General features: G+C 67.7%; 15 protein-coding genes. 6 read left to right on the top strand and 9 right to left on the bottom strand.

Annotation, left to right across the window (positions count from 1 at the left end):
* Both EL338_RS19685 and EL338_RS19680 read left to right on the top strand, forming a co-directional pair.
* The gene (locus EL338_RS19685) at positions 1–1,068 is read left to right on the top strand and encodes a phosphotransferase family protein (RefSeq protein ID WP_126335292.1); all 1,068 of its coding nucleotides are present in this window, start codon (positions 1–3) and stop codon (positions 1,066–1,068) included.
* Position 1,069: 1 nt separating this feature from the next.
* On the top strand, positions 1,070–1,489 hold the full coding sequence (locus tag EL338_RS19680) for a hypothetical protein (RefSeq protein WP_126335291.1): 420 nt from the start codon (positions 1,070–1,072) through the stop codon (positions 1,487–1,489).
* Between the two features lie 11 nt (positions 1,490–1,500).
* Here the strand turns inward: EL338_RS19680 and EL338_RS19675 are convergent, their stop codons facing one another.
* Entirely contained in the window at positions 1,501–2,733 is a 1,233-nt protein-coding gene (locus tag EL338_RS19675; protein ID WP_126335290.1) for a TetR/AcrR family transcriptional regulator, read from the bottom strand.
* Positions 2,734–2,964: 231 nt separating this feature from the next.
* Between EL338_RS19675 and EL338_RS19670 the strand changes: the two genes are divergently transcribed.
* On the top strand, positions 2,965–4,803 hold the full coding sequence (locus EL338_RS19670; protein WP_126335289.1) for an acyl-CoA dehydrogenase: 1,839 nt from the start codon (positions 2,965–2,967) through the stop codon (positions 4,801–4,803).
* Between the two features lie 291 nt (positions 4,804–5,094).
* Here the strand turns inward: EL338_RS19670 and EL338_RS19665 are convergent, their stop codons facing one another.
* Positions 5,095–7,158, bottom strand: a complete 2,064-nt coding sequence (locus EL338_RS19665; protein WP_126335288.1) for an acetate--CoA ligase family protein — start codon at positions 7,156–7,158, stop codon at positions 5,095–5,097.
* A gap of 174 nt (positions 7,159–7,332) precedes the next feature.
* On the opposite strand from EL338_RS19665, the gene EL338_RS19660 reads away from it, so the two are divergent.
* A complete protein-coding gene (locus EL338_RS19660) occupies positions 7,333–8,229 on the top strand; it encodes an alpha/beta hydrolase (protein WP_126335287.1) in 897 nt (298 codons plus the stop codon).
* A 43-nt stretch (positions 8,230–8,272) separates the two neighbouring features.
* Positions 8,273–9,775 (top strand): histidine phosphatase family protein, encoded by a 1,503-nt coding sequence (locus tag EL338_RS19655; RefSeq protein WP_235666220.1) that lies wholly within the window; start codon positions 8,273–8,275, stop codon positions 9,773–9,775.
* A 196-nt stretch (positions 9,776–9,971) separates the two neighbouring features.
* Here the strand turns inward: EL338_RS19655 and EL338_RS19650 are convergent, their stop codons facing one another.
* Positions 9,972–11,177 (bottom strand): acyl-CoA dehydrogenase family protein, encoded by a 1,206-nt coding sequence (locus EL338_RS19650; protein ID WP_126335285.1) that lies wholly within the window; start codon positions 11,175–11,177, stop codon positions 9,972–9,974.
* Positions 11,178–11,368: 191 nt separating this feature from the next.
* On the opposite strand from EL338_RS19650, the gene EL338_RS19645 reads away from it, so the two are divergent.
* Entirely contained in the window at positions 11,369–12,916 is a 1,548-nt protein-coding gene (locus EL338_RS19645; RefSeq protein ID WP_126335284.1) for an acyl-CoA synthetase, read from the top strand.
* A 7-nt stretch (positions 12,917–12,923) separates the two neighbouring features.
* On the opposite strand, the gene EL338_RS19640 is transcribed toward EL338_RS19645, so the two are convergent.
* The 6 genes from EL338_RS19640 to EL338_RS19615 form a co-directional block, all read right to left on the bottom strand.
* Entirely contained in the window at positions 12,924–13,826 is a 903-nt protein-coding gene (locus tag EL338_RS19640; protein ID WP_126335283.1) for a TIGR03619 family F420-dependent LLM class oxidoreductase, read from the bottom strand.
* 2 nt (positions 13,827–13,828) lie between these two features.
* Positions 13,829–15,991, bottom strand: a complete 2,163-nt coding sequence (locus EL338_RS19635; protein ID WP_126335282.1) for a 3-hydroxyacyl-CoA dehydrogenase NAD-binding domain-containing protein — start codon at positions 15,989–15,991, stop codon at positions 13,829–13,831.
* 19 nt (positions 15,992–16,010) lie between these two features.
* Positions 16,011–17,222: an acetyl-CoA C-acetyltransferase gene (locus EL338_RS19630; RefSeq protein WP_126335281.1), complete on the bottom strand. Its 1,212-nt coding sequence runs from the start codon at positions 17,220–17,222 to the stop codon at positions 16,011–16,013.
* 30 nt (positions 17,223–17,252) lie between these two features.
* The gene (locus tag EL338_RS19625) at positions 17,253–19,181 is read right to left on the bottom strand and encodes a flavin-containing monooxygenase (protein ID WP_126335280.1); all 1,929 of its coding nucleotides are present in this window, start codon (positions 19,179–19,181) and stop codon (positions 17,253–17,255) included.
* Complete coding sequence (locus tag EL338_RS19620) at positions 19,178–20,230, bottom strand: LLM class F420-dependent oxidoreductase (protein WP_126335279.1); 1,053 nt, start codon at positions 20,228–20,230, stop codon at positions 19,178–19,180. Before EL338_RS19620 ends, EL338_RS19625 begins: the two co-directional genes overlap by 4 nt.
* Before the next feature lie 268 nt (positions 20,231–20,498).
* Positions 20,499–21,455: a PDR/VanB family oxidoreductase gene (locus EL338_RS19615; RefSeq protein ID WP_308213139.1), complete on the bottom strand. Its 957-nt coding sequence runs from the start codon at positions 21,453–21,455 to the stop codon at positions 20,499–20,501.
* Between the last annotated feature and the right edge of the window lie 9 nt (positions 21,456–21,464).

Here is a 21,464-nt window from a genome sequence, read left to right as displayed (position 1 = left end):
ATGACGGCGGTGACCGAGGAGGGCACGCAGATGAGCGACGGCACTTCGGAATTCCTCGCTGAGCTCGCGGAGGCCCTCGGCGCGGCGGTGGCCGACGGTAAGCCGGTCGAACTCGTCGAGGTCGACCGGCGCGCGGAGGGCAACTCGTGGGAGACCTACCTGGTCACCGCCGAGTGGCAAGGCGGTAGCGCCTCGTACGCGGTCAAGCGTGAACCCCTGAGCGGCATCGTCGGCAGCTACGACGTGGCCCGCGAGGTGGCGCTGCTGCGCGCCGCCGCGGGTCTCGGGCTGCCGGTGCCGGGGGTGATCGCGCACCGCGTCACCGAACCGGGCAACCGCGGATTCTTCGTGATGGAACGCCTGATCGGCGCGGTGCCGTTGCCGCACAACGTGACCCGACAGATCACCGACGCCGACGACCGCGCCGCCCTCGGACGCCGGGTGGCCCGCGAGATGGCGAAGCTGCACTCCGCGGCGCCGGATTCGTTGCACCTGCCCGAACTCGACGCGGCACCCGCGCCGGGGGACACCGGACGGGTGGAGAACGACTTGTGGCGACGCACCTACGAGGAGGTGGCGTCGATCCGGATCCCGATCCTGGATCTGGCGCTGGCCTGGCTGGACCACCGCGCCGACCATGTGTCTGGACGGGTATCTCTGGTACACAACGACTTCCGCGTCGGCAATCTCGTCGTGGAACCGGACAACGGGGCGCTGGTCGGCGTCCTGGACTGGGAGACCGCGCACTTCAGCGACCCGGTGGCCGACCTGGCCTGGTTCTTCCAGCGCACCTCGCGGGGTCGTTCGCCGCTGGCCTGCAAGCTGCTGCACGTCGACGAGTTCGTCGACGAATACGCCGAGGCCGCCGGGTGGCGTCCCGAGCAGCAGACCCTGAACTGGTGGGCCGTGCAGTCCCTGGCGAAGACCGCGATCGGATGTCTGCAGGCCGTGGCGATCTTCGAGCGCGGCGATCGACCCGAACTGCGGTACGCCAACATGGCGCACAGCGTCTACTACAGCCTGGGCTGGCTCAATCAGATGCTGCGCGACGGAGAGTGGGGATCCTGAGATGACCATCTACGCACTGGATCTGGGCCAGGTTCAGCAGACCATCCGCGACACCCTGGCCGAACGGGTGCTGCCGGCAATCGACTCCGGCGATGCGCGCAGCGAATTGCTCAGCGTCATCGAGATGCTGGACAGCCTGGCGGCGCGCCTGGCCTGGGATCCGGGTCCGCTGGCCGCGACCGCGTCGCGCACCGCCGACCTCGGCGCCGCGCTGGGCCAGCCGGCCAGGACCGCGACACCCCCCACCGAGTCCGGTGAGCTGTCGGCGCTGCGGGAACACCGCGCATCCATCGCCGCGGCGCTGTCGTCGGCGTACGCCAACGGGATCGACCCGGCGATCGTCGGCGCCGTGGCCGAATTCACCACCGCCGACATCCAGGCCGAGATCTCGCCCGGACTGCGCCGCGGCCTGCCGGACTGACCCCTTGCGGCTCAGGTGAGGTCGGGCGGTAACACCATGGCCCGAACCAGCGCGGTGAGTTCATCGGCCAGGCCCGGGCGCCGGCGCAGCCGCGGATCCTGGGACACGTCGGTGACCACCGCGATCGCGGCCTGCGCCAGCGCGCGGGCATCGGCGGCGCTCAGCGAATCGGAGAGCGCCGCGATGGCCTCGACCCATTCGGCGACGTACTCGCGCTGGGTGTTGCGCAGCGCGGCCTGTTCGTCCTCCGGCAGGTAGAGCAGATCGGAGGCCAGGATCTGCATGATCCGGCCGTACACCCCGAGCGCCTGCTGAATGTAGGTGGAGATCAGGGCATCCAGCACTTCCTGGGGCGTGGTGGCATACGCCAGCGCATCGGCGGTCACGTAGAGCAGGCCCTCGGCCCCGCGCTCCAGCACCGCCCGCAGCACCTCGGTCTTGCCCGACATGTGTTGGTAGAGCGTGGCGGTCGACATGTCGGAGGCCTTGGCGATGTCGTCGATGCGGACGTCGTAGAAGCCATGTTCGTTGAACAGCCGCGCCGCGGCGTCGATGATCCGCTCGCGGCGGCCGGCCGGCTGCCGATGCTCGGGGTCGGCCAGCGGCTTCTCGGCTGGGTCGGCGTCGGGCAGCTCGCAGTCGATCAGCGCCCACGCCATGGCCGCCTGCAGTTCCTGCAGACGTTCCGCGGACAGGTTGCCGCGGATGTTGGGGGTATTGGAGAACATGGTCAGCACCGCGAAGCCCAGCAGGTCCGCCTTGTGGGCGCCGGCCTCGGGGCGCAGCTGCACGATCCGGGCGGCGATCATGTCCTGGTTGGCGGTGAAATAGCCGCGGAACAACTCGAGTTCGTCGGGTCCGAGGTGGCGACGCTCGCGGCGCCACAGCGTGGCCTCGTTGCCGTTCGCGGTCAGGTCGCAGAGCCCGGCGATCAGCACCTGCAGCTGTTCTTGGGCGTCGGCGGTCTCCTGATCCGACAGCGAGTGCAGCTCCTCGAGCAGCTTGACCTGGCTCATCAGGGCGTGCACCAGGATGTCGTGCTTGCCCTTGAAGTGGCGGTAGACGGCTGGGCCGGTGAGGCCGACGGCCGAACCGATCCGATCGATGCTGACGTTCTGGTAGCCGAACTCCTGGAACAGGTGGGCGGCGGCACGGGCGACCTGCTCGGTGCGTTGGGCACCGCGCGCCGACGAGCGCAACGTGGCCTTCACGGTGTCGGCGCGCGTCGCCGTCGATCGTGACATCTCACTCTTTCCCATCCGCGGGGCCATCACACCAGTGTCGCACCACCGCCGCGAACCACCTCGCGCGCCGCTGCGCCGCGATGCCCCCGATCCTAGCCGGATTTCCCGACACCTACTATAGTCTGAATTAACTATAGCCCGTATTATCAGCGTATACGACGGCAATCAGGCCTTATGTGCCATATCTTCGGTTCACTGCAGATCCGCTGACAGATTGGGAGAAACATCGTCATGGGTCACTACAAGAGCAATCTGCGCGACGTGGAGTTCAACCTCTTCGAACTGTTCGACCGCGCCCCGCTGTTCGGGGCGGCCCCCTTCGAGGAGGTCGACCTCGACACCGCGAAGTTCATCCTGCGCGAGGTGGACCGGTTGGCGCGCGAAGGCCTCGCCGAGTCCTTCGAAGAGGCCGACCGGCACCCGCCCGTCTACGACCCGTCGACCAAGACCGTCACCGTCACCCCCGAATTCGCCGCGACCTACAAGACCTGGCTGGACGCCGAATGGTGGCGGCTGCGCGTGCTGCCCGAACTCGGCGGGACCAATGCGCCGAACTCGTTGAACTGGGCGCTGGCCGAGTTCGTGATGGGTGCCAATCCCGCGCTGTGGACCTACGTCGGCATCCCGACGGCCGCGCGCGTGGTGTACCGCCACGGCACCGAGCGGGACAAGAAGATCGCCCAGATCGCCGTCGACAACCACTGGGGCGCAACCATGTTGCTCACCGAGCCCGACGCCGGCTCCGATGTGGGGGCCGCGCGCACCCGGGCCGTCCCGAACGAGGACGGCACCTGGAACATCCACGGCGTCAAGCGCTTCATCACCGCGGGCGAACACGACCTGGCCGACAACATCCTGCACCTCGTGCTGGCCCGGCCGGTCGGGGTCGACGGCGTGGGCGGGCCCGGGACCAAGGGGCTGAGCCTGTTCCTGGTGCCGAAGTACAACTTCGATGTGGAGACCGGTGAACTCACCGGCGAGCACAACGGGATCTACGCCACGAACGTCGAGAAGAAGATGGGCATGAACGTGTCCACCACCTGCGAGATGTCGATCGGTGAGGACGCCCCGGCGCGCGGCTGGCTGCTCGGCGAGAAGCACGACGGCATTGCCCAGATGTTCGAGGTCATCGAAGACGCGCGAATGATGGTGGGCTGCAAGGCCTTGGCCACCCTGTCCACTGGCTACCTCAACGCGCTGGAATACGCCAAGCAGCGGATCCAGGGCGCGGACTTGGCCCAGGCCGCCGACAAGGCGGCACCGCGGGTGGCGATCACCCGACACCCCGACGTGCGCCGTTCGCTGCTGTCGCAGAAGGCCTACAGCGAGGGCCTGCGGTCACTGGTGCTCTACACCGCGGTGTGGCAGGACGAGATCGCGCTGCAGGCCGCCGCCGGCGCTGACACCAGCCTGGCCGAGGCCGTCAACGACCTGTTGTTGCCGATCGTCAAGGGCTACGGCTCGGAGCGGTCCTGGGTGCAATTGGGCACCGAGTCGCTGCAGGTCTTCGGCGGCTCCGGCTACCTGCAGGAGTACCCCATCGAGCAGTACGTCCGCGACGCCAAGATCGACACCGTGTACGAGGGCACGACCGCGATCCAGGCCCAGGACCTGTTCTTCCGCAAGATCGTTCGTGACCGCTCCCGGGCGCTGACGCATCTGCTGGACGAGATCAAGGGCTTCGTGGCCGCGGGGGACCCCGCCGAACTCGCCGCCGAGTCTTCGCTGTTGGGGCGGGCCGTCGCCGACTTGGAGGCCATCGTCGAGAAGATGATCGGCGACGTCGCGGCCGGCGATGCCGCGCACAGCTACCGGGTGGGCCTGAACGCCACACGCCTGCTGTACGCCCTCGGTGATGTGGTGGTCGGCTGGCTGCTGCTGCGGGGCGCCCAGATCGCCGCCCGCGCTTTGGCTTCCGGTGCGAGCGAGTCGGACGCGTTGTTCTACCAGGGCAAGATTGCCGCGGCGCGGTTCTTCGCCCGCGAGGTGCTGCCCCTGGTGGCGGCCCAGCGCGAGGCCGCGCTGGGCGTGGAGGACTTCGTGATGGAGTTGGACGAAGCGGCCTTCTGAGGATTTACGCCATACGCCCCCAACGTGTTACGCCGAGGACCGCAGTCACCAGGTGGCTGCGGTCCTCGGAGTAAGCGCGCTATGCCGCCAGGCCGACACCTGGGCTCGCACCGTCCACTGCGATGCCGACGCGAGATCACCCCGTGCTGTAGGAGCAGTATCTCGTCGATGTCCACGGGGTCGATCCTGACGAAGCAGGTGTGGGGTCACCAGAGCCCCGCGACGGTCTGTGGATAACCGCTTACGCCGAGGTCTGCAGCCACCCGCTGACTGAGGTCCTCGGCATTGAGGTCACTTACGCACGATGCACAGCGCGTCGACCGCGACGAGCCCGTCCTCTGTCACCAGAAGCGGGTTGACGTCCAGGGATTCGATCCAGTCCCGGCCCGCGGCGGCCAGCCGGCCCAGGCCCACCAGGGTGTCGGCGAGCTGCTCGAGATGCCAGGGCTGTGAACCCCGGAAGCCGTGCAGCAGCCGGAGGTCGCGGAACTCCTCGATCAGCGACTCCGCGTCGGAACGGGACAGCGGGGCGGGGCGACCGCCGATGCGCTGCAGCACCTCGACGAAGACCCCGCCGAGTCCGAGCATCACCATGGGGCCCAGCTCGCTGCGACCGTCGACACCCATCAGCAGCTCACCGCGGGAGCCCGTCATGGGCTGCACCGCCACGGTGGGCGCCACCGAATGCTGCGCGGCGATCTCCCGCAGGCGCGTGACGCTGTCGGCCAACTCGCTGGCCGCCACGTTCAACGCCACCGCGCCCAGCTCGGTGCGGTGCGCGACGTCGGCGAGCTTCACGGCGTAGGGACCCTCGAACGACGGGGCCTGCACCTCATCGGCAGCCTCGATGATCGCGAAAGGTGCGGTGGGAACGCCGAATTGCTCCAGCAACCCCATGGCCTCCCGGAACGGCAGGAACTGACCACCGCTGGTGGCGTCGGCGATGGCCTCGGCCGGGCGCGCCACCGGCGCGGGCGCCTCGACGGGCTGGCGGGCGGCCGCGCGCTCGCGCTCGAAGGCACCGAGCGTGTGCAGTCCGCGCAGGGTGCCGCGGATGCCGTAGCCCAGTGCGACGGCGCCGTCGTCCCCGATCACCTCGAGCGCGAAGTCGCCGACCGCTCCGGTGCCCGCGGCGATCGCGACGGGCTTGCGGTAGCGCCGCGCGGCCACCGCGACGTCGTCGATGAGGCGATGGTAGAGCGGGGCGTCGCTCCACATGTTGACGAACACCACGGCGTCGAGCTCGTCGGAGCCGACGTAGCGGTCGACGATGTCGGTCCAGAAGGTGGCGCCGAAACCGGTCGTGTCCAACGGGTTCGGGACGGTGATACCGGGGATGGTGTCGGCCACCCAGTCGGCGAGGCTGTCCAGCGGCGGCAGCGTGAGCCCCTCGGCCTCGGCCACGTCGAAGGCCAACGAGGCGAACCCGCCGGTGCCCGCCACCACGCCGATGCGCTGCACCGGATTCCACAGCTTCGGGTCGATCTGGCTGACGAGCGCGAGCCGGTCGACGAGTTCCTCCAGGTCGTAGGCGAGTTGGATCCCCGCCTGAGCGAACGCGACGTCGTAGGCCCACGCATTGCCGGCCAGCGCGCCGGTGTGGGAGGCGGCCATCTGCTGGGTGCGCGCGTTGCGGGCCAGCTTCAGCGCGACGACAGGCTTGCCCGCGGCGATGCACTTGCGAGCCGCGGCGAAGAACTCGTCCGGCCGCCGAATACCCTCCACGACTAGGCCGATGGCCGTGGTGTCCGGATCGCTCGCCAGGAAGTCGAGGTAGTCGGCGACGTCGGTGGTGGCTTCGTTGCCCGCGGAGATCAGCCGCGAGATTCCCACCCCGGTGCGCTGCTTGGCGGCGATGGCGATGCCGCCGATCATCGCGCCGCTGTGCGAGATCACCGAGATGCCTCCCGGTTCGGGCTGATAATCGGCCGACGCGGTCAGGTACAGGCTGCGGGGGACACTGATGTAGCCCAGGCTGTTCGGGCCGATGATCGACATGTTGCCGCGGCGGGCCGCCTCCGCCAAGCGGCTCTGATGGTCGGCGCCGGCCTCACCGAGTTCGGAGAATCCCGCGGCGTAGATGACCAGTCCGCCGCAATCAAGGTCCGCGCATTCCTCGGCCAAGGCCACGGTGCGCTCCGCGGACATCACCGACAGCACGGCGTCGATAGGACCCGGCACCTCGCTGATCGACCGGAACGCGGGCCGACCCAGGACGGTCTCGGCCTTCGGGTGGACGAAGTGCACCTCGGCGGCGCTGTTCAGGGTCGGCGCGATGAAGCCGGCCACAGGCGAGGTGTCGCTGAGTCCCACGACGGCGATGGTCTTGGGGTTGAGCACGCGGTCGACGGTCATGGCTGCTGTCCTCGGGTTGTTCGGACCTGGGATGTGAACATTCATTATGGTGCCTTTTCGGCATGGAAGCCAGAAAAGGCTGGAAATACCTTCTAAAGTTAGCAGCCGCTATGTAGCATCACCACTAGTCCGGCGCTCAGGCGGCGACCGGGAGTTGAGCGACCTGGAGGATCCGTGGCGAGAACCGAGGCGTTGGACCGCGTCGAGCAGATGTATGTGAACGGGTTTCCCGATCCGGCGACGGCAAGCGTCGAGGATCTGCGTGAGGCCTACGACAACCTATTGCTGCAGTTCCCACTGCCCGAGGGCGTCGAACCCGTCGAGGGGGAGATCGCCGGGGTGCCCGTGCTGTACGTGACCGCCGAGGACGCCACCCGCGACAAGGTGCTCGCGTGGTTCCACGGTGGCGGCTACGTGCTGGGCAGCGCCCGCGGTTTCCAGGATCTGGGCCACAACCTGTCGCGCGCGGCCGGCGTCACGGTGGTGCTGCCGGACTATCGGCGCGCCCCGGAGAACAAGTTTCCCGCCGCGGTCGACGACGGCGTCGCGGTGATCGCCGAGTTGGTCTCGACCTACGGGGCCGACAACGTCACCGTCGGCGGCGATTCCGCCGGTGGCGGACTGACGCTGGCGGCGCTGACGGTCCTGCGGGACCAGGGTGCGTCGCTGCCGGCCGCGTCGGTGTTCATCTCGCCGCTGCTCGACTTCACCGCGACCGGCGCCAGCGTGGACCTCTACGACGGCAAAGACGTTGCGGTGTCGCGGGGTTCGATCGCCAATCTGCGCGAGGCCTACCTGCAGGGCCACGACCCGCAGGACCCGCTGGCCTCGCCGGTGTTCGCCGACCTGGGCGGCCTGCCCCCGGCGCTGTTCATGGTCGGTTCCCATGAGGTGCTGCTCGACGACTCCAACCGCGCGGCGATGGCGATCACCGAACGGGGTGGCACCGCGGCCGTCTCGCTCTACGACGACATGGTCCACGTCTGGCCGTTGTTCGCCTCGATCCTGCCGGAGGGCGTCCAGGCCGCCGACGAGGCCGGCGCCTTCGTGCGTAAGCACCTCAAAGACTAGCGCTGACTCCACATCCCGGCTCGACCTGCAAGGTCGAGCCGGGATGTGTTGTGCCCTAGAAACACCCATCCCTTCATTACGAAAGGCAGTACCCATGAACGGTGCGCTCTATACGAGGCCGGGGCGACGACGATATACGCTCTGGCTGACGGCTGTTGTCGCGGCCTTCGCCCTGTTGGTCGGTGCGGCGATCCCAGCGGCGGCGGCCGAATTGATGAGGGTGACGTTCGTGCGTCACGGTCAGTCCCTCGGAAATGCCTCCGGCAGCATCGATTCCTCGACTCCGGGCCCGGTCCTTTCCGAGCTGGGGCAGCAGCAGGCTGAGGCTCTGGTCGGCACGTTGGGCGACAAGAACTACGACGCGATCTACGCCTCGACGATGGTGCGTACGCAGCAGACCGCCGCACCGATGTCCAGCTACCTCGGCCTGCCGGTCCAGGTCCTGGCGGGTCTCCAGGAGATCGAGGCCGGTGACTACGAGGGCACGCCGGAGAGCGAAGCGGCAAGCGGGTACATGCAGGCCCCGCTGGCGTGGTCGCTGCAGGGCAACCTCGACGCCCGGATTCCCGGTTCCATCGACGGCAACGAGTTCAACGACCGCATGGGCGGGGCGTTGCAGACGATGTACGACAACGGTGACCGCAACCCCATCGTGTTCTCGCACGGTGCCGCGATGATGTTCTGGACGTTCATGAACGTGGACAACCTCACCGCCGTGCAGAAGATGGAGCTGCTCGGGCAGTCGCTGAGCAACACCGCGTACGTCGTGGTCGAGGGTAATCCCGAGGACGGCTGGACGTTGGTGAATTGGAACGGTCAGGAGTTCAGCCCGGAGCGCACTTTCGGCGCCGAGCTCAGGCTCCAGATCCGTACGTTGTCACGTCAGTGGCAGGCGGCGGCGGAGTCGGTGGGAACGTCGCTGGCTACTCATGATCCCGTGGCCATTGCGACCGCCCTCAACCGCGGTATCAGCGACGCCGGGTTCTCCCTGTTGAAGTTCAATCGCGCGGTGACCGCCGAAGTCATCGAGCGGATGGAGAAGGCGACCGCCAAGTCGGTTCCGGCGTCGCGAGTTTCGCCTGCGGCCTCCGACGAGCCGCAGGAGTCTGAGGTGGATCTGCGAGCGGCCGTCACGCCCGTGGAGCCGGTGGTCGCGCGGCAAGAAGCGCGGGAACTCGTCAAAGCTGGTGCACCGCAGCGCGACACCGCTGTCACGCAGGCAGCCGAGGAGGCACCCGAGCGTGCCGAATCGGCGAACGCGGTCTCGGATGTCACCGGCTCGGCTCCCGAGACGGCCATCTCCAAGCTGAAGTCGCAGCTGAAGAAGGACGCGGATAAGGACACCGTGAAGTCGCGGATCGCCGACCGGCGAGAATCGGTCAGGGCGAAGGTGGGCGCCACGGCGGAAACCATCAAGTCGCGGTTGGGCGTCAAGCCACAGCGTGGGTCCTCGTCGGTCAAGGCCGGTGCCGGTTCCTCGAAGGACAAGGGCGCTGATTCACGCAGCAGCGATTCGGGCAGCGACGGTGGCTCCGATGGCAGCTGACCGGTAGGTCGGAAGTAGGACGACGAGGCGCCCCAGCACTGGAAAGTGCTGGGGTGCCTTGGTTTTAGGCTTGTGTCGAGGACTGTGGTCAGTATGTGGCTGCGATCCTAGACGCAGCCGCACCTGGCCGACGCTCAGAAAGTTGAAGGCCCGGTACCCCCAAAGCGGGGGTACCGGGCCTTCGCGGAAGCCGGGATCAGGACTCGGCGGCCGCCGCGTAGATCGGCAGCAGATCGGTCGCCGCGTCGGCCAACCACTTCGGGTCGACGAGCAGGTGCTGGGTGGCGACCTGCATGTCGCGCACGTACCGGCCCAGGGTGGCGGTGCGGCCGATGCTCTGGCTGCCGCTCCAGCGGTGGGCGAAGCCGACGATGGTGTCGGCGGCCTCGTGGCTCCAGGACAGCTGCTGGCGCATCCGGGCCATCTGCTCGGTGGTGCGGGTGCCGCCGGCCTCCACGGTCGCCTCGGTCGAGCGGACCAGATCGTAGAAGGACAGCCGCACGGCGTGCAGCAGCGCTTCCATCCGGGCGAACTCGAGCTTGAAGATCTCGGCCTCGCCGATCGGGCCGCCGTAGTTGGGGCGGAACTTCTTGATCGCTACCGCGGCAAGGAGTTCCAGCGCGCGGGTGGCGATCCCGAGCACGATCGGGACGTGCGGCAGCGGGCCGACGAACTCGTTGGACAGCTTGTAGATGGTCTCCGAGCGGTAGGGCTTGCCGCCGAAGGTGACGATGGTGTGCTCGTCGGGCGCGAACTTGTTGTCGACCCGGTAGTCATGGCTGCCGGTGGCGCCCAGGCCCCAGACATCCCAGTTCTGCTTCAGGTCGATCTCGGCCTTGGGGAACATGGCGACCCGGGGCTGGGGCTGGCCGTCCTCGCCGGGGATCGTGTTGCCGTCCTCGTCGGCGACGAACACACCGGCGCCGATCCAGGTGGCGTGATCCGAGCCACTGGCGAAGTTGAAGTTGCCCTCGACCATCAGCCCGCCCTCGACCTGCTTGGCCGGGTAGCGGGGGAGTAGCTGTCCCGCGACGATGAAGGGCTCGTCCCCGCTGGTGAGCTTCTTGGCCACCTCGGGCTTGAGGTAGCCGATGACCTCGGCGGTGGACCACGAGGTCGCCATGAACGCCCACGCGGTGGACGCATCGGCCTTGGCCATTTCCTCGTAGACGCGCAGGCCCTCGCTCGGCAGTAGCCCGCCGCCGCCGAGTTCGGTCGGAACCAGCATGTAATGCAGGTCCTGCTCGGCGATCGCGGCGCGCACCGTGTCGGAGAGGGTCTGGGCCCGCTCCATGCTCTCGGCCTCGGCCCGGATCAACGGAGTGATGGACCGCACGCGCTGCAAATAGTCAGCTTCCCGGCTGCTGCCGGCGTCGGCTTCTCGGGTCAGCGTCTCTGTCATCTCCATACCTTTCTTGCAGTTCCGAGCAGAAGGAGCGCCCGCCGCTGCAAAGGGCCTGTTCGGGGCCTCCGCGGAGAGCGTTTCAACGCGCTTCTGTGACCAATCTAACGAAATTAGTGCTAATGTCAAGTGGCAATATTGCAGGCCAAGGGCTTGTCAGTAACTGTTCACCACCGAAACGAGTACTAACCATGTATCTCACGCAGGCATTGCACCGAGCTGTTCAGCAGACGCCGGATCTGCCGGCCACGGTGTTCGGGGAACGCGTCCGGACGTGGGCGCAGAGTGCCGACCGCGCCGCGCGGTTCGCTGGGGCGCTGAAGAGCCTCGGCGTGGGCAGCGGGGACCGGGTGGCGATCCTCGCCCAGAACTGCGACGACTACCACGACGTGCTGTTCGCCACCCCCTGGGCCGACGCCGTCGTCGTCCCGGTGAACACCCGCTGGAGCCCGCGCGAGATCGCGTTCTCGCTCGAGGATTGCGGTGCCGCGGTGCTGGTGGTCGACGACAGCTTCCTGGACGTGGTCGACGAACTGCGCACGCTGGCACCGGTGGTGCGCGCCTACGTGCACACCGGCGAGCGCGCCCGGCCGGACGGCGTGCACGGATTCGAGGACCTCATCGCTGCGCACGACCCGGTCGAGGACGCCCGCCGCGGCCAGGACGCGCTGGCCGCGATCTACTACACCGGCGGCACGACGGGAACCCCGAAGGGCGTGATGCTCAGTCATGCCAACCTGATGGCCGCGGCGCTGGGCGCGTTGGCCACCGGACAGTTCTTGCAGCCGCGCGGCCGGTTGCTGCACAGCGCGCCGATGTTCCATCTGGCCGACGGGTCGGGCTGGGTCGCGCGCAACGTGGTCGGCGGGACGCACGTGATCCTGCCGGGGTTCAGCGCGGACAGCGTGGCCGCGGCCATCGAGCAGTACCGGATCACCGATATGTTCCTGGCCCCCACGATGATTCAGACCCTGGTGGACTCCGCGGCGGCGCGCACCCACGACCTGTCCAGCCTTCGGCACCTGCTCTACGGGGCCTCGCCGATCTCGCAGGCCCTGCTGGAGCGCACCATGCGGTTGCTGCCGGAGGTGCGGCTGCTGCAGGCCTACGGGATGACGGAGTTGTCCCCGACCACCACGGTGCTGACCGCCGACGATCACCGGGATCCCGCGATGCTGCGCTCGGCCGGGCGGGCGGTCCCGATCGCCGAGGTCAAGATCGTGGACGACGACGACAACGAGGTGCCGCGCGGCACGGTCGGGGAGGTGGTGGCTCGGGGGCCGCACGTCATGCTCGGCTACTGGAACCGGCCGGAGGAAACCGCCGAGGCGCTGCGCGGCGGCTGGATGCACACCGGCGACGGCGGCTACATGGACGCCGACGGTTATCTGTTCATCGTCGACCGCATCAAGGACATGATCGTCTCGGGCGGGGAGAACGTGTACTCCGCCGAGGTGGAGAACGCGCTGGCCCAGCATCCGAGCGTGGCGACCAGCGCGGTGATCGGCGTGCCCGACGACAAATGGGGCGAACGCGTGCACGCGGTCGTCGTGCTGCACGACGGCGCGTCCGCGACCGCCGAGGAGTTGCGGGAGCACTGCGGAGCGCTGATCGCCCGCTACAAGGCCCCGCGCAGCGTCGACTTCGTCGATGCCCTGCCGTTGACCCCGGCGGCCAAGGTTGCCAAACGCGAACTGCGCGAGCGTTACTGGAAGGACCAGTCTCGCTCGGTGTCCTAAGGGGGAGTCAGGGCCGCGCGAGCAGGCCCGCCGCCCGTAGGACACCGGCGGTGTCCTGGATGCACTGCACGTGCTCGCGGTGGGTGCTGCCGGCGATGGTGAATTCCACCCAGGTGGCACCGGCTGCGGCGAGCGCCTCGACGTCGGCGGTGATGCTCGCCGGTTCGGCCAGCCAGTCCGGCCAGGACCGGACGAAGCAGATGTCGGGATCACCGGTGCGCCCGGCCGCACGCCACTGCGCCTTGAAGGTGTCCACCGCTTCGGGTAACGCTTCGATCGTCAGGGCGTTCGTCCCAGCCAGTGCAGCCACGGTGGGATCCGGGACCTCCAACGGCGCCCAGCCGTCGAAATGGGTTGCAGCGCTGCGGATTGCCGAGCGGGAGTTGCCGCCCCGCCACAGCGGCGGGGCCTGGGTGCGGGCGGGGAACAACTGGTTGCCGGTGGCGGTCCAACCCTGGCCGTCGGCGTGGACCGGTTCACCGGTCCACGCCGAACGCATGGCCTGTGCGGCCTCGTCGACCGCGGGTCCCCGCCGCGCGAAATCGCCGCCGAGGGCCTCGATCTCGGTGCGGTTGTAGCCCGCGCCCATGCCGATGATGGTGCGGCCGTCGCTGGCCTCGTCGAGGGTGGCGATCATCTGCGCGGTGAGGAACGGATTGCGGTGGCAGGCTACCAGCAGGCTGAAGTGCAGCCGGATCCGTTCCGTCGCCGCAGCCACGTAGGCCTGCAACGTGAACGGGTCGTAGGTGCGGTGGCTGACCGACCCCGTTCCCAGGAATGGGAACGGGTGGTCAGTCACCGACACCGCGTCGAAGCCGGCCTCCTCGGCGGCGCGCGCCACCTCCACCAGCGCGGGGATAGCCGTCTGTCCCGTCCCGTCGGGACGGGGCAGCGACACCGAGAACCGCATCGTTACACCAGCGATTCCGGCGGGGCGAAGCGGTCGCCGTAACGCTCGGCCAGTTGCTTGGCGCGGGCGACGAAGGCTTCCTTGCCGACGCCGAGCTCGCCCTGATAGCCGACGATGAACTGCGCGCTACCACCGGTGTACGGCGGGAAGCCGATGCCCATGATGGAGCCGATGTTCGCGTCGGCGGTCGAGGTCAGCACGCCCTCGTCGAGGCACTTCTGGGTCTCGAGGGCCTCGGCGAAGAGCATCCGGTCGATCATGTCCTGCAGCGGGATATCCGAGCTTCCTGAGTTGAAGGTCTCCTTCAGCCCGGGCCACAGGCCGACGCGCTTGCCGTCGACGTAGGAGTAGAAGCCCGCACCCTTGAGTCGCGACGGACGACCGATCTCGATCATCTTGTCGACGATGGCGTCCCCGGGATGCGGCCGATACTCGGTACCCGCGGCCTCGGCGGCCTTGCGGTTCTCGTCGGAAACCTTCTGCAGCAGTTCCAGGTTGAGCTCGTCGAGCAGCTGCAACGGGGGCGCGGGGTAGCCAGCCTGGCCGCCGGCCTGCTCGATGCTGACGGGATCGACGCCCTCGCCGAGCATCGCCATCGCCTCGTTGAGGAACGTGGTGATCACCCGGCTGGTGAAGAAGCCGCGGCTGTCGTTGACGACGATCGGGGTCTTCTTGATGGCCAGGGTGTAGTCGAACACCCGGGCCAGCGCCTCGTCGGAAGTCTTTTCGCCCTTGATGATCTCGACGAGGGGCATCTTGTCGACGGGGGAGAAGAAGTGGATCCCGATGAAGTCCTCCTGGCGCTTGACGCCGGTGGCCAAGCCCGTGATCGGCAGGCTGGAGGTGTTCGAGCCGAGGATGGCGTTGGGTTCGACGATGTCCTCGATCTCACCGAACACCTTGTGCTTGAGTTCGGTGTTCTCGAAGACCGCCTCGATGACGAAGTCGACGCCCTTGAGGTCCGCGGCATCGGCGGTCGGGGTGATCTTGGCCAGCAACGCCGCAGACTTCTCCTCGGTGGTTTTGCCACGCTTGAGCGCCTTGGCTTCCAGGCCCTCCGAGTAGGCCTTGCCCTTCTGGGCTGCCTCGAGGCTGACGTCCTTGAGCACAACGTCGTAGCCGGCCTTGGCCGACACGTAGGCGATACCGGCGCCCATCATGCCCGCACCGAGCACGCCGATCTTCTTGATGTCCTGCTTGGCGATGCCGTCGGGGCGCGACGCGCCGCCGTTGATGGCCTGCACGTCGAAGAAGAACGCCTGGATCATGTTCTTGGCGGTCTGGCCGGTCACCAACGACGTGAAGTAGCGGCTCTCGATGCGGCTGGCGGTGTCGAAGTCGACCTGGGCGCCCTCGACCGCGGCGTTGAGGATGGCGCGCGGCGCGGGGGTCGGGGATCCCTTGGCCTGCTTCTTGAGCAGCGCCGGGAACGACGGCAGGATCGCGGCCAGCGCCGGAGTGGCGGGGGTGCCGCCGGGCATCTTGTAGCCCTTGGCATCCCACGGCTGCACGGCGGCACCCTCCGGGTTGGCGTCGAGCTCTTGCTGGATCCACGCCTTGGCGGCCGGAACGAGTTCGTCCACCGAGCCCACCAACTCGTCGATCAGTCCGATCTCGAGCGCCTTGGTGGGGTTGAACCGGGTGCCCTGGCTCAGGATCTCGGTGAACGCCTTCTGGATGCCGAACATCCGGACCGTGCGGGCCACGCCGCCACCGCCGGGCAGCAGGCCCAGGGTGACCTCGGGCAGGCCGATCACCGAGCCGCGCACGTCGGCGGCGATGCGGTGATGACAGGCCAGCGCGATCTCCAGGCCGCCGCCGAGGGCAGCGCCGTTGATGGCGGCGACCACGGGGATGCCGGCCGTCTCGAGGGTCCGCAGGTCGGCCTTCGTCGCCTCGACGTCGGCGAAGAACTCCGCGGCCTTGTCCTTGTCGACCGCGATGAGGTCCTTGAGGTCGCCGCCGGCGAAGAAGGTCTTCTTCGCGCTGGTGATGACCACACCGGTGATCGAATCTTTTTCGGCCACAAGGCGTTGCACGGTGTTGTGCATCGATTCCTTGTAGTGCTCGTTCATCACGTTGGCCGATCCGGTCGGATCATCCAACGTCAACGTGACGATGCCGTCGGCATCCTTGTCCCACGCAATAGTGTTCTCAGCTGTCATTTTCTCAGGCTCTCGTTCTCTAGACGCGCTCGATGATGGTGGCCACACCCATACCGCCGCCGACACACAGCGTGATCAGCGCACGCCGAGCGCCGCGACGCTCGAGCTCGTCGACCATGGTTCCGGTGATCATGGCGCCGGTGGCGCCCAGCGGGTGACCCATCGCGATGGCGCCACCGTTGACGTTGAGCTTCTCGTCCGGGATGTTCAGATCCTTCTGGAACTTCAACACCACCGACGCGAACGCCTCGTTGAGCTCGAACAGATCGATGTCATCGACGGTCAACCCAGCGCGATCCAACACCTTCTGGGTCGCCGGGGTCGGACCGGTCAACATGATCACCGGATCGGCACCACTGGTCGCGGTGGCCACCACGCGCGCCCGCGGGGTCAGGTTTTGGGCCTTCCCCGCACTTTCGCTACCGATCAATACCAGCGCGGCACCGTCGACGATCCCCGACGAGTTACCGCCGTGGTGGACGTGGTTGATCTTCTCCACGGAGTGGTAGTGCTGCAAAGCGAGATCATCGAAACCGCCCATGGCTCCGATCGTGTCGAAGGCGGGCTTGAGCTTGCCCAGGCTCTCCACGGTGGAACCGGGGCGCATGTGCTCGTCCTGGTCCAGCACGATCAGACCGTTCTGATCACGCACCGGGACCACCGACTTGGCGAAGTAGCCGCCCGACCACGCTGCGGCCGCGCGCTGCTGCGAACGCGCGGCGTAGGCGTCGACGTCCTCACGCGAGAAGCCCTCGATGGTGGCGATCAGGTCCGCGCCGATGCCCTGGGGCACAAAGCTGACCTCATAGGCCGTATCGGGATCGTTCGACCAGGCGCCGCCGTCGGAGCCCATCGGCACGCGGCTCATCGACTCCACGCCACCGGCGTAGACCAGGTCGTCCCAGCCCGAGCGCACCTTCTGGGCGGCCATGTTGACCGCTTCCAGACCCGAGGCGCAGAACCGGTTGAGCTGCACACCGCCGGTGGTCTCGGGCATGCCCGAGGCCAGCACCGCCGTGCGCGCGAGCACCGCACCCTGATCCCCGACCGGGGAGACCACGCCGAGGATGACGTCGCTGATCAGCGTCTCGTCCAGATCCGGATAGCGCGAGCGCATCTCGTCGATCAGGCCGGTGACCAGGCTGATGGGCTTGATTTCGTTGAGTGCCCCGCCCCGCTGCTTGCCGCGCGGTGTGCGAATGGCCTCGTAGATGAAGGCTTCTTCAGACATGTGTCATTCCTTGTCGATAGTGGCTACTGCTCAAGACTTTTCGGTGCCGCGGTGGACCACGGTGTAGTCGGCCAGATTCGGCTCCGAGGTGAGCGCGAAGTAGTCGGGTACGGCCCACGGCGAGTTCGTGACCACCCGCCCTGCGCTGTTGCGGTAGTAGTTCTGCACGCCGTCGATCGCGTACACCATGGCGTTGTTGTTGGCGTCGACTTCGGTGTTGTAGTCCTCGAACGGCTCCGGCCGACATTCGACCGCGGCGATATCGTCGCGGACCATCCGCGTCAGCAGGTCGACGACATAACGCACCTGTGCCTCGGCGATGGTCAGCCAACTGCCACCGGGCGGGTTGGTGTTGGGACCGAACAGGAAGAACAGGTTGGGGAACTGCGGGGCGGACAGCCCCAGGTAGGCCCGGGCGTTGTCGTCGCTCCAGGAGTCGCGCAGTTCGATGCCGTCGCGTCCGCGCAGCTCCATGGGGTAGAGGTAGCGCTGCTGTTGGAAGCCGGTGCACAGGATCAGCACGTCGATCTCGTGCTCGTCACCGGAGGTGGACACCAGGGTGTTCTCGGTCAGGTGATCGACGCCCTCCGCGACGAGAGTCACGTTCGGCTTCCGTAGCGTCGCGAACCAGCCGTTGTCCATGAGCAACCGCTTGCCGAATGGGGGGTAGCTGGGTGTGCACTTCTCGATGAGGTCGTCGCGGCCGTCCAACTGGGCGCGCAGATAGGCCGTGAAGTGCCGCCGGTAGGCATCGTTGAGGGAGCTGATCTGCTTGCCCTTCTCGGCCGCCTTGGGGTCCACGCGCAGCGCGGGGAAGTTGCGCTCGGTGTAGACCCAGTACAGCCGGAACCGAAACCACGCGCGGTAGAAGGGCACGTGCCGGAACAGCCAGTGCCGGCTGGCGGGCTGCTCCCGGAAGTACTGCTCGTTGGGGGTGATCCAGTGCGGTTCCGGCTGCACGACGGTCATGTGCTCGACGTCGTCGACGATCTTGCAGACCACCTGCATGGCGCTGGCGCCCGCGCCGATGACGGCGACCCGCTTCCCCCGGTAGTCGACGTCCGGTGTCCAACGAGCCGAATGGACCACCTGGCCGGAGAACTCGGACAGGCCGGGAAAATTGGGGATGTTCGGGGTGTTGTGCAGGCCGGCTGCGGTGATCAACGCCGCGGTACGCACGGTCTCGGTCCCGGCGGCCGAATTGGTCGTGATGACCCATTCGCAGGCCTCGGCGTCCCATTCGGCACCCTCGACGACGACGCCGGTCTCGATGTGGGGTCCGAGGTCGAAGTGTGCGACCACGCGGTCGATGTACTGCCGGATCTCGTCGGCCTGGGCGAAGTTCTCCCGCCAGTCGTGGTGGAAGAACGAGTAGGAGTAGAGGTTGTTCGGGACATCCACTCGAGCGCCGGGATACCGTGCCTCGTACCAGGTTCCGCCGATGTGGTCGTTGCGCTCCAGCACCCGGAAGGGGATACCGGCCCGCTTCAGGTGGACCGCGGCCGCGAGGCCGGAAAAGCCGGCTCCCACGACGACGACCGAGAACCCGGTCTGTGTGCAACGTTCGCTCACATCGGCGGGAACGAAGGGCGAGAATCCGAGCTGCTCGCCGGCGAGTGCCGTGTACTTCTCGGAGATCGGCTCGCCCATCACCGCCGACATCAGCTTGACCAGTTCTTCGCCGTCGGGGCAGCGGTGCGCGATCGGCGTCCCGGCGGCCCAGTCCTGGACCGCGGCGAACGCCGCCTCGCGGACCTCGGTCGCGCGCTCGGCCGGCAGGCCGCCGTCGTCGAGGTCTTCGAAGCCGAGGGTGGGGGCAATCCGGTAGGGCTCGTCGAGCCACTTGGAATCGCCTGTCAGCTGATAGAGCACCCCGATGAGGCATGGGACGTTGGCGGCGGCCAACGCGTCGCGCAACTCCTCGACGTTGATGACGCTGGGATCAGCCAGGTGACTCACGATAGCTCCTTACTCAGTGCGGCAACCGTTTTCACGGCTTCCAGGCGTTCGGTGGGGTCTGTTGCCATGGGAGTGACGTTCACCAACGTGACTCCCGCGTCCCGCAGGACGGCAAGGCGTTGCCGGAGGTGGTCGACGTCGCCGATGAGGGCGGTCGCGTGGACCAGCTCGTCCGGCACCGCGGCCGCGGCCTCGGCGTGGCGGCCGGACAGGAAGTGGTCCTGGATGGTGGCCGCTTCCTTTTCGAATCCGTACGCCGCGACCAGTCGGTTGTAGAAGTTCTGCTCGCGCGAGCCCATCCCGCCGACGTACAGCGCCAGTTGCGGCTTGGCGGCATCGATCCAGGCCGAGGCGTCACCGTCGACGACGGCCAGCGGGGCGCGGGCGATGATCTCGAGCGGGCCGAGATCGGCCGAGCGCTTGGCGTTGCCCTTGGCCAGGGCCTCGCCCCAGACATCCTGGACCTTCTCCGGGTAGAAGAAGATGGGCTCCCAGCCCTCGGCGATCTCGGCGGTCAGTTCCACCATGCGCGGGCCGAGGGAGGCGATCGACACCGGAATACGGTCTCGCACCGGGCGATTGATGAGCTTCAGCGGCTTTCCGAGCCCGGTGCCGCGGCTCGGATCCAGTGGGATCTGGTAGTGGCGCCCGTCGTGCTGCAGGGTCTCCCGGCGCCAGACGGACCGGCAGATCTCGATGGTCTCCCGGGTCTTGCCGGGGACGTCGCCGAACGGCAGCCCGTGGAAGCCCTCGACCACCTGGGGGCCGGACGGCCCGAGGCCGAGCCGGGCGCGTCCGGCCGACACATAGTCCAGGCCGGCCGCGGTGGTCGCGATGAGCGTGGGGGTCCGGGTGTCCAGGGGGAGGACGCCGGTGGCCAGTTCGACGGAGTCGGTGCGGGCCGCCAGATAGGCGAGTTGAGTTGGGGCGTCGAGGGTGTAGGCCTCGCCCAGGGTCACCGACGCCAGGCCGACCTGTTCCCAGGCGGCGATCTCATCGCCCACGACCGACATCGGTCGGCCGAAGTCGAGGACGGTGCCGATTCGCATGTGCTGACGCCTTTCCGGGCTGTACCGGACCCCACCCGCGACGGTCCTGCGGTCCCATTGTGAAACTCAAATTTGGATGTTATTTGTCGCAGTACTGTCAATATACAGGTATTTGCTCCATTAACGTTAGTTTTGATTCTAGTTAAATAACGTGATGGGCGTCACTGCGACGGTGGCGAGCGTGCCGCCGGGAAAGGAGGCCGGCGGGGTCCGGCCCGTGGGGGAGTTGGGCGGACCCTCGCCGGCCAAGCGTGGGGTGAAGCGCGATTCAGATGTCGAGGACGAGCTTGTCGCCGCGGCAGCGGGACACGCAGATCATCATGTATTCGTTGGATTCCCGTTCCTCATGGGTGAGGACGTCGTCGCGGTGCTCGGGAATGCCGCTGAGGACCGGGGTCTCGCAGGTGCCGCACATACCCGACCGGCACGAGGACATCACGGGGAGGCCCTGCTCCTCGAGGGCCTCGAGTACCGATCGGTCGGCAGGCACCGTCACCGTCATGCCCTGCTGCGCCAGCTCGACCTCGATGGGCCGGTTCTCCAGGTGTTCGACCTCACCGATACTGCTGGTGAACCGTTCCACCCGCAGGGCATCGAGCGGCCAACTGGCGCAATGCTGCTCGACGGCCTTCAGCAGGCCGGTCGGTCCGCAGCAATACACGAGGGTGTCGGGCTGCGCCGATCCGACGGTGGCGTCGAGATCGATGAGGCCGCGCTGATCCTGCGGCCAGATGTCGACCCGGTCGCCGTGGGTGGACAGCTCGTCGAGAAAAGCCATCGAGTGGATGCTGCGGCCGCCGTAGACAATCCGCCAGCTTGCCCCGGCAGCTTCGGCTTCTGCCACCATCGCGAGGATCGGGGTGATGCCGATGCCGCCGGCGACAAACACATAGTTGGCGGCGGGCGCCAGCCGAAAGTGGTTGCGCGGGCCGCGGATACGCAGCGTCGTCCCCGGCTCGATCGAGTCGTGCACATAGATCGAACCGCCGCGCGACTGTCCCTCGGGTTCGCGGAGCACCGCGATGCGCCAGGACCCGCGATCCGCGGGATCCCCACACAACGAGTACTGGCGCACCAGGCCCGAGGGCATGACCAGGTCGATGTGCGCGCCGGGCTCCCATTCGGGCAGCGGGTGGCCGCCGACCTCGCGCAGCAGCAAGGAGGCGACACCGTCGGCGACGGTGGTCTTCTCGGCCACCGTCACGTCGGCCTCGTACTCGCGCATCACTAGCCG

Origin of the sequence: Mycolicibacterium chitae (genome assembly GCF_900637205.1) — a bacterium.
Classification (GTDB): domain Bacteria; phylum Actinomycetota; class Actinomycetes; order Mycobacteriales; family Mycobacteriaceae; genus Mycobacterium; species Mycobacterium chitae.
Note: the sequence above shows the minus strand (reverse complement) of the source record. Positions and strands in the feature narration are given on the sequence as shown.

Coding starts and splice junctions, on each gene's coding strand:
- EL338_RS19685 (WP_126335292.1), top strand. CDS start 1: ATGACGGCGGTGACCGAGGAGGGCACGCAGATGAGCGACGGCACTTCG.
- EL338_RS19680 (WP_126335291.1), top strand. CDS start 1,070: ATGACCATCTACGCACTGGATCTGGGCCAGGTTCAGCAGACCATCCGC.
- EL338_RS19675 (WP_126335290.1), bottom strand. CDS start 2,733: ATGTCACGATCGACGGCGACGCGCGCCGACACCGTGAAGGCCACGTTG.
- EL338_RS19670 (WP_126335289.1), top strand. CDS start 2,965: ATGGGTCACTACAAGAGCAATCTGCGCGACGTGGAGTTCAACCTCTTC.
- EL338_RS19665 (WP_126335288.1), bottom strand. CDS start 7,158: ATGACCGTCGACCGCGTGCTCAACCCCAAGACCATCGCCGTCGTGGGA.
- EL338_RS19655 (WP_235666220.1), top strand. CDS start 8,273: ATGTGTTGTGCCCTAGAAACACCCATCCCTTCATTACGAAAGGCAGTA.
- EL338_RS19650 (WP_126335285.1), bottom strand. CDS start 11,177: ATGACAGAGACGCTGACCCGAGAAGCCGACGCCGGCAGCAGCCGGGAA.
- EL338_RS19645 (WP_126335284.1), top strand. CDS start 11,369: ATGTATCTCACGCAGGCATTGCACCGAGCTGTTCAGCAGACGCCGGAT.
- EL338_RS19640 (WP_126335283.1), bottom strand. CDS start 13,826: ATGCGGTTCTCGGTGTCGCTGCCCCGTCCCGACGGGACGGGACAGACG.
- EL338_RS19635 (WP_126335282.1), bottom strand. CDS start 15,991: ATGACAGCTGAGAACACTATTGCGTGGGACAAGGATGCCGACGGCATC.
- EL338_RS19630 (WP_126335281.1), bottom strand. CDS start 17,222: ATGTCTGAAGAAGCCTTCATCTACGAGGCCATTCGCACACCGCGCGGC.
- EL338_RS19620 (WP_126335279.1), bottom strand. CDS start 20,230: ATGCGAATCGGCACCGTCCTCGACTTCGGCCGACCGATGTCGGTCGTG.
- EL338_RS19615 (WP_308213139.1), bottom strand. CDS start 21,455: ATGCGCGAGTACGAGGCCGACGTGACGGTGGCCGAGAAGACCACCGTC.